The organism is Butyrivibrio sp. AC2005 (genome assembly GCF_000424145.1).
Classification (GTDB): domain Bacteria; phylum Bacillota; class Clostridia; order Lachnospirales; family Lachnospiraceae; genus Butyrivibrio.
In genome coordinates, this window is record NZ_AUJI01000022.1 from 47,440 (window position 1) to 60,265 (window position 12,826).

17 protein-coding genes and 3 pseudogenes are annotated in these 12,826 nt (G+C 36.6%); 17 read left to right on the top strand and 3 right to left on the bottom strand.

What is annotated here, in order from left to right; all coding sequences use genetic code 11:
* The first annotated feature begins 158 nt into the window (after positions 1-158).
* Both G602_RS29735 and G602_RS32020 read left to right on the top strand, forming a co-directional pair.
* Positions 159-308: a M13-type metalloendopeptidase gene (locus G602_RS29735; protein WP_081675883.1), complete on the top strand. Its 150-nt coding sequence runs from the start codon at positions 159-161 to the stop codon at positions 306-308.
* Between the two features lie 346 nt (positions 309-654).
* A pseudogene (locus tag G602_RS32020) lies at positions 655-801 on the top strand (integrase DNA-binding domain-containing protein); the annotation flags it as partial.
* A 476-nt stretch (positions 802-1,277) separates the two neighbouring features.
* Here the strand turns inward: G602_RS32020 and G602_RS0107210 are convergent.
* Positions 1,278-2,129, bottom strand: a complete 852-nt coding sequence (locus G602_RS0107210; RefSeq protein ID WP_026658385.1) for a LysR family transcriptional regulator — start codon at positions 2,127-2,129, stop codon at positions 1,278-1,280.
* A 154-nt stretch (positions 2,130-2,283) separates the two neighbouring features.
* On the opposite strand from G602_RS0107210, the gene G602_RS0107215 reads away from it, so the two are divergent.
* From G602_RS0107215 to G602_RS0107265, 10 genes and pseudogenes are all read left to right on the top strand, one after another.
* The gene (locus tag G602_RS0107215; protein WP_026658386.1) at positions 2,284-3,141 is read left to right on the top strand and encodes an aldo/keto reductase; all 858 of its coding nucleotides are present in this window, start codon (positions 2,284-2,286) and stop codon (positions 3,139-3,141) included.
* An 84-nt stretch (positions 3,142-3,225) separates the two neighbouring features.
* The gene (locus G602_RS0107220; protein ID WP_026658387.1) at positions 3,226-3,426 is read left to right on the top strand and encodes an iron-containing alcohol dehydrogenase; all 201 of its coding nucleotides are present in this window, start codon (positions 3,226-3,228) and stop codon (positions 3,424-3,426) included.
* 630 nt (positions 3,427-4,056) lie between these two features.
* The gene (locus tag G602_RS0107230; protein WP_026487987.1) at positions 4,057-4,236 is read left to right on the top strand and encodes a hypothetical protein; all 180 of its coding nucleotides are present in this window, start codon (positions 4,057-4,059) and stop codon (positions 4,234-4,236) included.
* 1 nt (position 4,237) lies between these two features.
* Positions 4,238-4,396 (top strand): hypothetical protein, encoded by a 159-nt coding sequence (locus G602_RS30210; protein ID WP_196808611.1) that lies wholly within the window; start codon positions 4,238-4,240, stop codon positions 4,394-4,396.
* A 181-nt stretch (positions 4,397-4,577) separates the two neighbouring features.
* Positions 4,578-4,709, top strand: a pseudogene (locus G602_RS31715) (ArsR family transcriptional regulator); the annotation flags it as partial.
* A gap of 24 nt (positions 4,710-4,733) precedes the next feature.
* Positions 4,734-5,090 (top strand): DUF2087 domain-containing protein, encoded by a 357-nt coding sequence (locus G602_RS25680; RefSeq protein WP_256374970.1) that lies wholly within the window; start codon positions 4,734-4,736, stop codon positions 5,088-5,090.
* 1,168 nt (positions 5,091-6,258) lie between these two features.
* Positions 6,259-6,546, top strand: a pseudogene (locus tag G602_RS0107245) (PBECR4 domain-containing protein); the annotation flags it as partial.
* Positions 6,547-6,629: 83 nt separating this feature from the next.
* Complete coding sequence (locus G602_RS28720) at positions 6,630-7,916, top strand: leucine-rich repeat protein (RefSeq protein ID WP_049945109.1); 1,287 nt, start codon at positions 6,630-6,632, stop codon at positions 7,914-7,916.
* Positions 7,917-8,139: 223 nt separating this feature from the next.
* A complete protein-coding gene (locus G602_RS30215) occupies positions 8,140-8,280 on the top strand; it encodes a sigma factor-like helix-turn-helix DNA-binding protein (RefSeq protein ID WP_155829719.1) in 141 nt (46 codons plus the stop codon).
* 29 nt (positions 8,281-8,309) lie between these two features.
* The gene (locus G602_RS0107265; protein WP_155829720.1) at positions 8,310-8,522 is read left to right on the top strand and encodes a DNA-directed RNA polymerase subunit alpha C-terminal domain-containing protein; all 213 of its coding nucleotides are present in this window, start codon (positions 8,310-8,312) and stop codon (positions 8,520-8,522) included.
* Between the two features lie 71 nt (positions 8,523-8,593).
* Here G602_RS0107265 and G602_RS0107270 read toward each other — a convergent pair whose 3' ends face one another.
* Both G602_RS0107270 and G602_RS0107275 read right to left on the bottom strand, forming a co-directional pair.
* Complete coding sequence (locus tag G602_RS0107270; protein WP_026658390.1) at positions 8,594-9,466, bottom strand: CPBP family intramembrane glutamic endopeptidase; 873 nt, start codon at positions 9,464-9,466, stop codon at positions 8,594-8,596.
* A 27-nt stretch (positions 9,467-9,493) separates the two neighbouring features.
* A complete protein-coding gene (locus G602_RS0107275; RefSeq protein ID WP_026658392.1) occupies positions 9,494-9,925 on the bottom strand; it encodes a hypothetical protein in 432 nt (143 codons plus the stop codon).
* Positions 9,926-10,329: 404 nt separating this feature from the next.
* Between G602_RS0107275 and G602_RS0107280 the strand changes: the two genes are divergently transcribed.
* The 5 genes from G602_RS0107280 to G602_RS0107300 all read left to right on the top strand — a co-directional run bounded on the left by G602_RS0107280 (position 10,330) and on the right by G602_RS0107300 (position 12,744).
* Positions 10,330-10,539, top strand: coding sequence for an excisionase (locus G602_RS0107280; RefSeq protein ID WP_026658393.1), 210 nt, complete (start codon positions 10,330-10,332; stop codon positions 10,537-10,539).
* A 74-nt stretch (positions 10,540-10,613) separates the two neighbouring features.
* Positions 10,614-10,832, top strand: a complete 219-nt coding sequence (locus tag G602_RS0107285; protein WP_026658394.1) for a hypothetical protein — start codon at positions 10,614-10,616, stop codon at positions 10,830-10,832.
* Positions 10,819-12,087, top strand: a complete 1,269-nt coding sequence (locus tag G602_RS0107290; RefSeq protein ID WP_026658395.1) for a site-specific integrase — start codon at positions 10,819-10,821, stop codon at positions 12,085-12,087. Before G602_RS0107285 ends, G602_RS0107290 begins: the two co-directional genes overlap by 14 nt.
* Positions 12,088-12,303: 216 nt before the next feature.
* Positions 12,304-12,507: a hypothetical protein gene (locus tag G602_RS0107295; protein ID WP_026658396.1), complete on the top strand. Its 204-nt coding sequence runs from the start codon at positions 12,304-12,306 to the stop codon at positions 12,505-12,507.
* Positions 12,508-12,528: 21 nt separating this feature from the next.
* Entirely contained in the window at positions 12,529-12,744 is a 216-nt protein-coding gene (locus G602_RS0107300) for a hypothetical protein (RefSeq protein ID WP_026658397.1), read from the top strand.
* The last annotated feature ends 82 nt before the right edge of the window (positions 12,745-12,826 follow it).

Consider the following 12,826-nt stretch of genomic DNA (forward strand, 5'->3'; position numbering starts at 1 on the left):
GTGTCGGATAATTATTGCTTATACTTAGAACGTAGTCAATTTAGTTATGTTAGACCAGGTCCTCGGTTTGCGAGAACCTGGTTTTTCATTATATAAATATATAAGCTTGAAGCGGTATAGCTGAAGTAAGAAAACAGTGAATCGGCTATAAGCGGGATATGATGATCCTGAAGGATGACCCGCATCCGCTTGCCTATCTCAGAGTCAACACGGTCGTCCAGCAGTTTGACGAATTCTATGAGCCCTATGATGTTAAGGAAGGAGACGGAATGTATCTTGCGCCGGAAGACAGAATTGTCGTCTGGTAATCACTGAAGAAGACCGTGATAGACATAGTTTCCATTGCGGATTCACTTGATGCGGCGACGGATTCTGTGGGAAGAAGCTACAATACGGAAAAGACCTTCACCGAAGTCATAAAAGAACTGACAGACGGCGCAGGGAGCAGGTACGCCCCCCTTTGCCGCCGGTCTGTTTGCTGATAAAAAAGTCTGCAGTGAGATAGAATATCTGCTCACCAGCGGAAGAAAAAAGCTCTACAGTGAGACCTACAGGACGCTGCGGAAATAGACGTTACTACTCGGTCAGTAGCCTGCAGCCTACATCTTTGTGACCGGACCGAAATCCAGGCTTCTGAACCTGGACATTGATCTCCAGAAGAAGGGACGGGGATATAGTACAATTCATTCTGTGAGAGGTGTGCTCAGACCGGCATTTCAGATGGCATTTGTTGATGATCTGATCAGAAAGAATCCTTTTGATTTCCAGCTTGCCAGCGTTGTTGTTAATAATAGTGTTACTATTATGGGACATTCAGACATAGGTGTAACACTTAATACTTATACACATTTTTCTATAGAAGATGCCAAAGAAGAGATGGGAATAATCTGTGCAAATGCCTGATAAATACTGAGTTGTACGGAGCAATAAATTTACAACTTTTTTACAACTTTTGCAGGCAAAAATTTGCCGATTTTTGCCAAGATATGCCAAATGGCTATATAATACCAATGTGCTCTAAACCGCATGGTTGAGCTAAAAGTTAGGAGAATACAGGGATGATAAGAATACTATTCGTCTGCCACGGCAAAGTACCGACTTGAGCGCTAAAACCCCATATTTAAAGCATTTCTTAAACTCTTTATCATCTGATTTGCACCTCGTTTGCACCATTTACAGTAACAATTAAATCCGGCTCCGATATGGCTAAAAAATGTAAACGATGGTGCCATTTTCATTTGATACCAACTTGTAATAAGCTGGTACAATTTGCAGAGCTATTTTCTAACTTTGTATTTTAAAGCTATTTTCTTATCTGAGATCAAATAAAAAGTAACAGTGGCACTGTCATCCGTAATCGGAATGAGCACTCTGTCTGGAATGGATCTGCCAGGAAGATTCATGCTTTCATAAGCGCGAATTGTTATATCGGTGGCAAAATTAGGCAGAATTGAGGATTCTATAAGTTGTCCAAGAGCGTCATAGTCGTTTTGTATAATGAACTTAGAATCAGGCATTTCTTCTCGTACAAGCTTATCCCATATTCCAACTTCAGACAGCATTAAAAAGCTTTCGCCGTTTAGTTCACGGAAAGAAAGCTTTTTCTTTTTTGCAAACCGATGGCTCTTTGGCAGTGAAACGTAAAGCTGTTCAGAATCATATTTTTCACAAATGAATTCATCATCCTCTAATGGACGGGAAAGGATAATGAATTGATATTGGTTGTTCCTTAGACCGGATATCAGTTCATCTTCTGACTTGTTTTCTGAGATTATTGACATGTCAGGAAACAGTGCTGAAAGAGAAGGGATAAACTCCATAAGAGGTCCCGGACCAACAGAACCGACTGCGATAGTTTTCTTACTCCTCTCAAGGGCACGAAGGTGATCTATCATGTGCTGTTCTTCATTTAGTATGCGTCTCGCGTAATCTGCAGCCAGCAATCCATTCTCGTTTAATGATAACTTGTTTTTGGTGCGCTCAAATATTGGAACTCCGAGAAGCTCTTCTAATTTCTGCATGGATCTTGTCAGTGATGGCTGAGTCAGATGGAGTTCTTCAGAAGCCTTTGACAAAGTACCGTATCTAGCGAAAGCATCTAATTGTTCAAGTAAATATATATCTATCATATGAAAACTCCTTGGAATAACATTACTATACGTTTTAAGTATAGCACAATACGCAATTGGCATTGTACATATAAAAAAGCTGCTGATAAGATGAGGTTGTAGAAACAAAAAATATTTGACTCATAGGTTTTTATATTAACAGGAGGTATACAAAATGGAATACGTAACACTTAATACAGGAGCAAGAATGCCACTTGAAGGCTTTGGAGTTTTTCAGATTCCAGATGCAGCAGAATGTAAGAGAGTAGTTTACGATGCCATAAAGACAGGCTACAGACTTCTTGATACAGCAGCATCATATATGAACGAAGAGGCTGTCGGACGAGGAGTTAAAAAAGCTATTGAAGATGGCCTTGTGACAAGAGATCAACTTTTTATCACAACCAAAGTATGGGTCAGCGATATGAAGACTGAAGAGACTGCATATGAAGCAGTAAAGACTTCCCTTAAAAAGCTTGATATGGATTATGCAGACCTTATTCTTCTTCACCAGCCTATGGGAGATTACTTTGCAGCATATAGAGGAATCACAAGAGCATATAAGGAAGGTCTTACAAAGGCTATCGGTGTTGCCAATTTCTACCCTGCCATTCTGGCTAACTTCTGTGAAACCGTGGAAGTAATCCCTGCAGTCAATCAGGTGGAGCTCCATCCTTTCTTTGCACAGGAGGGCGCCCTTGAGAACATGAAAGCCTATGGAGTAGTGCCTCAGGCATGGGGACCTCTTGCGGAGGGAAAACACGGTATATTCACAGACCCTGACCTTACAGCAATTGGAAATAAGTACGGAAAGAGTGCTGCACAGGTAGTCCTTAAGTGGAATGCTCAGAGAGGTGTATCTATTATTCCAAAGTCCACGCATGTAGAGCGTATGGAACAGAACATTGATATATGGGATTTTGATCTTACAGATGAAGAAATGGAAAAGATTGCGTCAAAGGACCTTGGATACAGCGAAATTGTAAATCATGATGATCCCGGTTTTGTAAAGTTTGTACTCAACCTGCACTAAGAAAGAGGAGGAATATGATGAATCCATTTAATTACAGCTATCCTGTAAATGTATATTTTGGAGAGGGCGCTGCAGCAAAAAAACATGCCAGCAGAGCTTTCAAAGGTCGGTGAAAATGTGCTCCTTGCTTATGGCGGAGGATCAATTAAGAAAAACGGCGTCTATGATGAAATGATAAAAATCCTTAAGGATGCAGGAAAAAACATAATTGAATTTTCCGGAATCATGTCCAATCCAACCTATGGTTACTATAAGATCATGAACGGACAGATGAGTTTGTTTTGATAACAAGGGCGTTTTTTCTCAAATCAAAGCATGCTAATTGGAGGTGTTGGTATAATGAATGAATATGGAGAAGTTATCATCTACCAAACAGATGATGGCTTAACGAAACTTAATGTAAGTCTTCAAAATGAAACAGTATGGCTTACTATTGATCAAATGGCAGAATTGTTTCAGAGAGATAAATCTACAATCTCTAGACATATAAATAAGATTTTAAAGAGGGAGAGTTGGTTCGATTTGAACTGTTGCATTTTTTGCAACAGAATAGTTATGTCTGTGCAAGACCATCTATATTGCACCTTCACTTGCACCTTTTGCCGGTCAAACTTTGCCAAATATTGCCAAGGATTGCCACGAAAATGAGAAAAATACGTTGGACAAAAATAGGCTTAAAGCCAGTAAATACGTGAGAATAGAGGTTTTTTACTAAGATGATAAAGATATTATTCGTCTGCCACGGCAAGGGTAAAGTTGATAAAGGATAAGCTGGATTGTTTAGGGATGGCGCAGAATTAACGTGCTTTTGTGCATAGGAGACTACCAAAAAACTACTCTTGGGTTGATTAAAAATTGTTTCCAACATTATGAATAATATTTATGGTAAAATATAGCAAATGCGAGGTAAATGCTATGTGTGATGTTAAGAAATATGGAGAAATTTACAAGGAAATAATAAAGCTTAATGCTCAAGATACATTACAGCTTGTGCTAGAGAGCGAGACAGAAGATGAGAAGGATTTCTATGAGATGATAGGAGACTATCTTCTTCAAAAAAAGCAGCAAGAGGTACTAGAGAGGAATACAAACTGAAATGAAAAAGTACACTATTGTTGCTGGCGTCAACGGAGCGGGAAAAACTACTCTTTATGATAACACTGAAGGGTTTAGGAGATTTGCGATTTATAAAGATGGTGTGCTTGTAAGGAAATCTCATAAAGTTCCGGACTGGTTTGAAAAAGTTTGCATATAATAATGTCGGGTGAAAAGAGGCTTTGGCGATAGCTATTCTTGAAAACCTCTTAATAAAGAAAACCTAATATTATTGATAAAACGCAGTATATAGGAAGGCTAATCCAAATTGATTTAGGATTGGCCTTCTTTTAATACAAATAAAAGGAAGCAATTGCATTTTTTAATGCCTTGCAGATAAGTCAAGACTGTCCATACTAAAGTCACTTATGGTAGAAGATATGTACGTTGAGCGCCTTGCAGAGCGACTGGAGCTGACCTCTGCCACAGTTTCTTTTCACCTGAAAAAACTCGAAGATGCCGGGGCTGTTAAGTCTTACAAAGATCAGTACTATACTATGTACTCCATCAATAAGGATCTTTTTGAGGTTAATATTATTGATATCTTAAGTGAAAAGACATCTGAGAGTGAACTGCAAAAAGAGCGCGACGATGCATATCGCAAAAAGGTAATCGATGCTTTCTTTGAATACGGCAAGCTAAAATCTATCCCCAGTCAGCGCAAGAAGGAAAAGATTGTTCTGGAAGAAATCGGAAAAGCATTTAAGAAAGGCAAAAAATATTCTGAGAAAGAAGTGAACCTGATCATCGCTGATTTCCATGATGACTTCTGTACCATTAGAAGGGATATGGTAGCAGAGGGAATATTGGATAGAAAAGACAGCGTATATACTATTACTGATACCCTAAAGTAGATGCCGGATAATAAGCAGAAAAAACATTGTTATACAGATTTGAAAGATTTGATAGAACTGGCAGAAGGTCAAATGTTTAGAATATGGGTAATAAATTGTATAGGAATGACTCATATCATTATTTGAAGTATTTAAGTCAACGAATTTGGAAATCTTTTATGACCGCAAATCGCAATGATTGAAAAATGAATCAATCATATGGTTGGAAATTATTGACCGCAAATGAAGTTATGAAGTTTTTGAGTCATCTGACAATATGATTAGACATGACCGCATAATGCATAATTGAATAATGAATCAATTGCAAACACTTATCATCATGACTTCAAATGTAGAGATTGGAAATTGAGTCAATCGTAAGCACTTATCATTTTGACTTCAAATGAAGAAAACATCAAATGAAGTCAAACTGCAAAGCCAGAAAAGAGACCATCACGGTCTCTTTTTCATTTCTCCGAATATCTCGGAATCAAAATCCCGCATTACTACTTTTTGACTACTTTTCATGTCCATGATTTTCCCAGACATTCCTTTTTATTACACAAACTGTGATATGATAGTTCTGTCACCGTGATATATGCCGCGTTAAAGCAGACCGTAACGGTGTGCTTTATTTTGATAAAATGGGCCACTAACCCCGTCCCCCAGGACCAAAAAGGAGCAAAAAAATGATAAGAATACTATTCGTCTGCCACGGCAATATATGTACCCGCTTCTAAAAAGTGGCATAAATAAGCCATTTCCGGGTAGATGGATATCTGATTTACACCTCGTTTACAACTTTTGATGGTGAACTCCCGACTGTTGTATAAAACGTAACTAAAAATTCAATTATTGTTGGATATATTACGCATTGATTTTATTGTTTATAAAAGGTATATTTTATTTAAGAAAGCGTGCTTTCTTAAGTGAGGCTAACACTATAATCTGAAACACTTGTCGATTGATGATGCAATCGATAGTTGGCAGGCAACACTAAAACCTGTACTTTGCTTTATAGCAGTTGGCAGACAACACTAAAATTAGCCATTAAAGAGAGCGAGTCACACAATGGTGTGACCACTCTCTTTTAAAATGTAAAGATTTTTTAGGAGCTTATATGAGCGGATATACCATAGATGAAGCTAGAAGAATTGCTATAAATTGCGCGTAAAGTTATAAATCATCTCTTGAGGATAAGCAGTTTATCATTATCTATATAGACAAAGATACAAATATGATTAAGCACATAGAAGTTGTTTTTCTCGCAAGAAACTATCAGCATTTAACAGGTCTTAATATGATTGATGAGGCTGGCAAACTTCTTGATCATCATTCAGAATTCTTTTATAAAAAATGTGTTGAGAAAAAGCTTAGCTGTGATGAAATAGTAATGCGAATGGATGGAACCACTCAGCTTAAGTGGTACCATCTTTTTTATGTATATTTAACAATTGAAAAAAATATATCCAAATAATATAATGTCGATTTGATATGCAAGTGTGAGTTCATAATTTTTACCTATATATTTGAACTCCATTTATATCAAGGAGGTTATGAATGAATAAAATAAGAAAAGTAGTCGTAGGAATAATGTTTTCATTACTGATTATATTTGCTGGCTTGATATTTGTTGGAGATAGTGCTCATGCTGCTTCATCAAATGAAGTGACTATAAAGGTTGCACCAAAAGCAAAAAAGAAAACAATAACTATCTATGAGGGACAGAAGGTTCAACTAGTTGTTAAAGATGGAAAAAAGAAACTTAAGTCAAATAAATTAACATATAAATCTGATAATACGTACTACGCGAAAGTTAGTAAAAAGGGTGTGATTACAGCAAAGAATGGTGGAAAAGTTAAAATTACAGTTACCACAAAAGATAAGAAAAAAAGTTGTATTATCAATTTGAAAGTAGAAAGACCAATCAGTGCAAGTTCTATTCAGTTGTCTGATGAAGAAATAAATCTGAATCAGGGTCAGACATATAGGCTTACGGCGGTTATTTTACCTGATAATACTTTTGATAAGACAATAGAATGGGAGTCAAGTGATCCTTCAATAGCTACGGTTACTAACGATGGTGTTGTTATAGGTGTTAGCAGTGGAAGGACCTCTATATGGGCATATAATAAGAAAAATGGAGCTTATGTTTCTGATTTTTGCTACGTTAATGTGAAGGGCTATGTATACCAAAGTGGTATGGCAGGGGCTAATGTAACATATTCTTTAAGCGGCTATGAGGATGATCTTACACTGGAATTAAGTGGAAGCGGGCTTATGACAAATTATAGCGGTGAGAATCAGCCGTGGTATGACTATAAACACCAGATTACAAGAATAGTTGTAAATAACGGAATTACCTCTATTGGTGATTATTCATTTTATTTCTGTACAGCGCTTAAAACAGTGGATCTTCCAGGTACAGTTTCGAGGATTGGAAAATTGGCATTCTGTGATTGTAAAGAGCTATCAAGTATTACATTGCCAAATTCGTTAACAACAATTGATAGTAGGGCATTTTGGGATTGTTACGGTTTGACAAATGTTACAATTCCTGCATCTGTTACATATATGGGAGATGAAGTATTTCAGGATTGTAAAAATATTACATATGCAAATATTGAAGCGGATTTTTCAACATTACCTGAGGGAATCTTTTGGGGATGTTCAAATCTCTTAAGCGTAAGAATTCCAGCTGTTTCATTTGTTGATTCTTTTGCCTTGTATGAATGTCCAAATCTTACTACTATCTATTATCGTGGAACATATGAACAATGGCAGAATGTTCAATTTAGTAATTATAATGATTCAATGAATGGAAAAGCTGTATATTACAATTCCTAAAACAAAAGGGGATGGTACTATTTAGCGTTTGGACTAAGTAGTACCGTCTTTTTTATTGAAAGTTTAGATACCACCTGCCTTGCCAATGATAAAATAGTTATATGGCAAAATACAGAAAATAAGAAAATTTAGATATCCACTGAATCTTTTACGCGATATATGTAAGACTTGGGGAGCAGATAATCTTCCGGTATCTGCTACTTCAGATGTTAGGACTAATCTTTTGAATGTTGTTAATGGTCTTTCCAATGACGAGATAGAGCTTATTAGGCTTCGCTATGAGGAGGAGAAGACCTTTGAAGCTCTTTCTGGCTATTATGGAATATCTGCAAGTGCTGTTCGTGGGCGTATTCTAAGATTTTGAAAGTGCTTGGTACAAAGCAGTATTCTGATATGATCTACAAGCCGCGGAAGGATAAGTGCGAGATTAAGACTCTGGAGGATCTTAATCTTTCAAATCATGCCTATCGTACACTTTTGCGGAATAATATAACTACTCTGAATGAATTAAGGGAGATTGGACTTGAAGGGATACAGGGATTAAGGAGCGTAGGGACGAGTACATATAATGAAATACAGAAAAAAGCGGGATTTTTGTGGAGATAAAAAACGTTGCATTAATGAAAAGGTTTTCTGCAATTCACATCATTTTTTCGGACAGTCCCAAAGTCCTGAAATTAGGCTATTTCGTCCAATCTCTTTTTAAAGAACTGTGTTCTGGTGATAATTACAAAGAATAATATATCGATTACTATTTCAACAAAATCTACAACCATTGCATAGGTATCACTAAACGGATAAATCATTGCACCGGTTAATATAATGTTCTTAAACATATGTAAAAAGAAAATCGCAAATACTTTTCTTTTTGCTATCACATAGATTGCTGTATAAGCAAGCGCTGAACACATGCAGCAAACAATGAATGATAAGCTCAGGATTGGATTCATCACAAATCTTTGATGCTGTATCTGTGCCGGATAAAAATACAATGGCAGGTGCCATACACCCCAGATAAATCCTATGAAAAGTGACATCTTAAGAAGCTTTTCCTTATTAAATAAACGGTCTGTTAAGAAGCCTCTCCAACCAAATTCCTCAGAAAAAGGACCTGAAATAATGCCCCAGAAAAGAAAATAGAAAAAATACAATGGATTGGATGCAATCAATTTCAATCCTTCAAATCCAAGGTCAGCGCCGCCAAGGCTTTTTGCTATCATTTGTGTCACAAAGCTTTCAAAGCAAACCAGGCCCAAAGCTAATAATATAGCTGTAATACATTCCTTATTTGGTATAAAGCATCTTTTCATGAAGTCTTTAATACTATCCTTTGTATAAAAGATAAGGACAAATATAACTCCGATAAGCGTCGGCATTACACCACCGATTCCAAAGAACAACGATGCAAAATCAAATGAAGAAATTGACGTATTTTCTATATCAAGCCCCATCATAATTGGCATAAACTGAAACAGCCAAGTTAAGGCTATCGTTATCACCAAATAAAGTATAGTGATTTTCTTATTTTGTTTTTCGTTTTTTAGTTGCATAAATCCTCCACCCAACTTACATTAAAATTATTTATTGCAATTTCTTTTGATTATTTTTCTTATTCCAAATACCAAAAGAATAACTGCCAAAATCAGATATACAATCTCCAGATATATCATGAAAAAGATGTAACCCATGTCATCTGACATAGGATAAAACTTTCTAAAAATAATATGATAAAAAAGATGATAATGATTGAAAATCGTGAAATGAGTTATCTGGGCTGTAATAAACCCGATAATTACAGATATTATCCCTAAGAAACCTTTATTTTTTTGCAAATCAAAAAATATAAGCGCTAGGAAACCTATAAGAAAAATGATGCAATAAATGATAAAGCCAAGAAATGATTCTATGTTAAGAAAATCTATAAGCGTTACATATATAACGTCAAGAATTACCCCAATAATTGCTGCTAACAATATATTGATAACAGAACTCTTCTCTTCCCGTTTCATCTACTCTCCTCACTTTTTATACAGCCCCTTATCAAGCTTATCAGTTCCCTTTCTTCTGTCAAGATATAAGTTAATAAATAACATAAAAGAGGCTTCACTCAAATGATTAAAACCTACGTGGAAATGCGTAGGTTTTTTTATGCTATAAATCCCGGAATTCTGTCTTCAAAATCCCCTTAGTAATTTAGAAGATTTTTTCCAAAAAACCGGAAAATCACATCACTCGGATACCTAACTAGTAGAGAGGTACGAAATTTTAAATATTTGTTTCTTAAAACCGGAAAATCTATATTCCTCAATTACATAACTATTAGAAAATATTATTTTTTCTCGTTCATTTCGAGTAGTTCTGTAATTAAGGAATATAGAAGCTTTGTTAACGAGATTATTTAGGGAGGTTCATTATGATAGAAAATAAAAAGACTATGGTGGTTTCGCTAAGCGAAAAGTATTTGCTTACAGTAAAAGAGGCGGCAGCCTACTTTGGTATTGGTGAGAAGCGAATAAGATTCCTTGTAAATGAGAACCCTGACCTGGGACTTCATAACGGGGATAGGACCATGGTGCACAGAAGAAAGTTCGAGAAGTACATTGATGAAACTTCTTGTATTTAATCCCTTTTGTCTGCCGATAGTAGTTGATAAGCACGGCGCTTAGAGTGATATATAGACAAAAGGAGGAAAGCAGCATGAGAAAACCATCACCAGGGGATAAACGTATTATTACACCGGAGGAAGCAATTACATTTTATGTACTTAGCAGAAGAAAAATGTGGAAGCTGATGGATGAGCATACAGACTTTACAGTTAAGTACTATGACGGCAGAAACCTCATAATACGAGCAGAATTTGAAAAATACTTAGAAAATCATCCAGAACTGCGGAGGAGGGCATATGGCAAAAGGTAGTCAAAGAAGAGATAGTAAGCATAGAGTTTTAAGGTGCGGAGAGTCAATAAGAGCAAATGGAAAATATCAGTTCAAATACCATATTGGTGGTAAGCCACATTTCGTTTATAGCTGGAGGCTTGAGCCTACGGATCCACAGCTAAAAGGTAAAAAGCCGGACCTTTCCTTGAGAGAAAAGGAAAAGCTTATCGGTTATGATCTTGATTCACAGATAGACTCTACGGGAAAGAACATGACAGTTCTGGAACTCGTGGAAAGATACTTGGCTACTAAAACTGGGGTTAAGCATAATACACGAAATAATTATAACTTTGCAAAGAATATACTTGCTAAAGAACCCTTTGGAGGAAAAAAGATATCTCAGGTAAAAACTTCTGATGCAAAGTTGTTTTTAATAAAATTACAGAAAGAAGATGGCAGGGGATATAGCTCGGTAAAGACAATAAGAGGAGTGCTTAGGCCAGCATTCCAGATGGCGGTTGATGATGATTGTCTGCAGAAGAATCCATTTGGATTTGAGCTTTCTGGAGTTGTGGTTAATGACTCAGTGACAAGAGAAGCAATCACAAAAGATCAGATGAAGAAATTCCTTAAGTTCATACATGACGATAATGTTTATTATAAGTATTACGACGCGGTTTATATTCTTTTTCATACAGGCATAAGAATTTCTGAGTTTTGTGGTCTTACAGTAAAAGATGTTGATTTGGAAAACAAGGTGATAAATATAGATCATCAGCTTCAGCGAACCTCGGAAATGGAGTATGTAATTGCAAGCACAAAGACAAATGCCGGAACAAGGAAGCTTCCTATTACAGATGATGTGGCTGAGTGTTTTAGGCGGATACTGGAAGAAAGAGAAGATTACACTATTGAAAAGATGGTTGACGGCTATACCGGATTCCTGTTCCTGGATGAAAATGGAATGCCACTTGTGGCCCTGCACTGGGAGCACCGCTTCAATCATATGGTGAAAAGATACAATAATATTTATAGGATCCAGCTTCCAAATATCACGCCTCATGTATGCAGGCATACATATTGCAGCAATATGGCCAAAGCAGGAATGAATCCTAAAACGCTTCAATACCTGATGGGACATAGAGACATAAGCGTAACACTTAATACGTACACTCATTTGGGATTAGAGGATGCAGCTGATGAGCTTTTGAGACTTGAGGAAACAAGGAAAGAACTTGATGGTGGGGAGAGTAAAGAAGAGGCTCCAAGCATCAGGGAGTTTAAAATTTCATAAATGAATGTGTTTTACCTCGGCTTCGGCTGAGGTGTTTTTTTATTTATGTTTTATTATTTGTTAAGAGTATTTAATTTTCTTTGAGCTTATAATTTTATTTAATTGAACTAAAAAGGATGATTTACGTCAGGAGCATATGGATATTTTTCGATTAATAATATATGAGTAAAGAATATGAATAAACCAATAGGGAATTGATTTTATGGAGGTGCAGTTATGAAGCTTATAGGCAATCTTAAGAAACAGGTTGAGAAGGCTGAAACAAAAGACGCAAAGAAGAGCCTTATTGAGAAAGCAGGGATACTTCTTACAGATGACGAGCTGGAGCAAGTGTCGGGCGGTGGGTTTTATTACGGTGATTCAGGTTCAGGGACTTGTGATTTCGATAATGATAACAGCTTCATTGGAGACCATAAATAGGAAGGTTGCGGAGGTATGAGTATGAAGCACACAGGAGACCTTAAGAAACAAGTGGAAAATGCACGGTCTTATGAGGAAGCTAAGAACGATATCAAAAAGACCGGAATGCTCTTAGGTGATGACGAACTGGATATGGTTGCAGGAGGTGGACTTCAGGAAAAGCTTAAGAAATTAGAGCAAGAAGCTATGGAGGATAAAAACGGTGAACTATTCCATGCTGAACATGCGACATTATAAAACAGTCAGTGTCCATCAGTAAGTCTTAGGATGCAAAAGTGTTGGTGTAAAGCTTTTGGGGAAAGTGAGATTATAGATAAAT

Excerpts from the sequence above, each read along its gene's own strand:
- G602_RS0107275 (WP_026658392.1), bottom strand. The coding sequence starts at position 9,925 with ATGAAACGGGAAGAGAAGAGTTCTGTTATCAATATATTGTTAGCAGCA.
- G602_RS0107220 (WP_026658387.1), top strand. The coding sequence starts at position 3,226 with ATGCCAGCAGAGCTTTCAAAGGTCGGTGAAAATGTGCTCCTTGCTTAT.
- G602_RS28720 (WP_049945109.1), top strand. The coding sequence starts at position 6,630 with ATGAATAAAATAAGAAAAGTAGTCGTAGGAATAATGTTTTCATTACTG.
- G602_RS0107215 (WP_026658386.1), top strand. The coding sequence starts at position 2,284 with ATGGAATACGTAACACTTAATACAGGAGCAAGAATGCCACTTGAAGGC.
- G602_RS0107230 (WP_026487987.1), top strand. The coding sequence starts at position 4,057 with ATGTGTGATGTTAAGAAATATGGAGAAATTTACAAGGAAATAATAAAG.
- G602_RS30210 (WP_196808611.1), top strand. The coding sequence starts at position 4,238 with ATGAAAAAGTACACTATTGTTGCTGGCGTCAACGGAGCGGGAAAAACT.
- G602_RS0107300 (WP_026658397.1), top strand. The coding sequence starts at position 12,529 with ATGAAGCACACAGGAGACCTTAAGAAACAAGTGGAAAATGCACGGTCT.
- G602_RS0107295 (WP_026658396.1), top strand. The coding sequence starts at position 12,304 with ATGAAGCTTATAGGCAATCTTAAGAAACAGGTTGAGAAGGCTGAAACA.
- G602_RS0107270 (WP_026658390.1), bottom strand. The coding sequence starts at position 9,466 with ATGCAACTAAAAAACGAAAAACAAAATAAGAAAATCACTATACTTTAT.
- G602_RS29735 (WP_081675883.1), top strand. The coding sequence starts at position 159 with ATGATGATCCTGAAGGATGACCCGCATCCGCTTGCCTATCTCAGAGTC.
- G602_RS0107280 (WP_026658393.1), top strand. The coding sequence starts at position 10,330 with ATGATAGAAAATAAAAAGACTATGGTGGTTTCGCTAAGCGAAAAGTAT.
- G602_RS25680 (WP_256374970.1), top strand. The coding sequence starts at position 4,734 with ATGTACTCCATCAATAAGGATCTTTTTGAGGTTAATATTATTGATATC.
- G602_RS0107265 (WP_155829720.1), top strand. The coding sequence starts at position 8,310 with ATGATCTACAAGCCGCGGAAGGATAAGTGCGAGATTAAGACTCTGGAG.
- G602_RS0107285 (WP_026658394.1), top strand. The coding sequence starts at position 10,614 with ATGAGAAAACCATCACCAGGGGATAAACGTATTATTACACCGGAGGAA.
- G602_RS0107210 (WP_026658385.1), bottom strand. The coding sequence starts at position 2,129 with ATGATAGATATATATTTACTTGAACAATTAGATGCTTTCGCTAGATAC.
- G602_RS0107290 (WP_026658395.1), top strand. The coding sequence starts at position 10,819 with ATGGCAAAAGGTAGTCAAAGAAGAGATAGTAAGCATAGAGTTTTAAGG.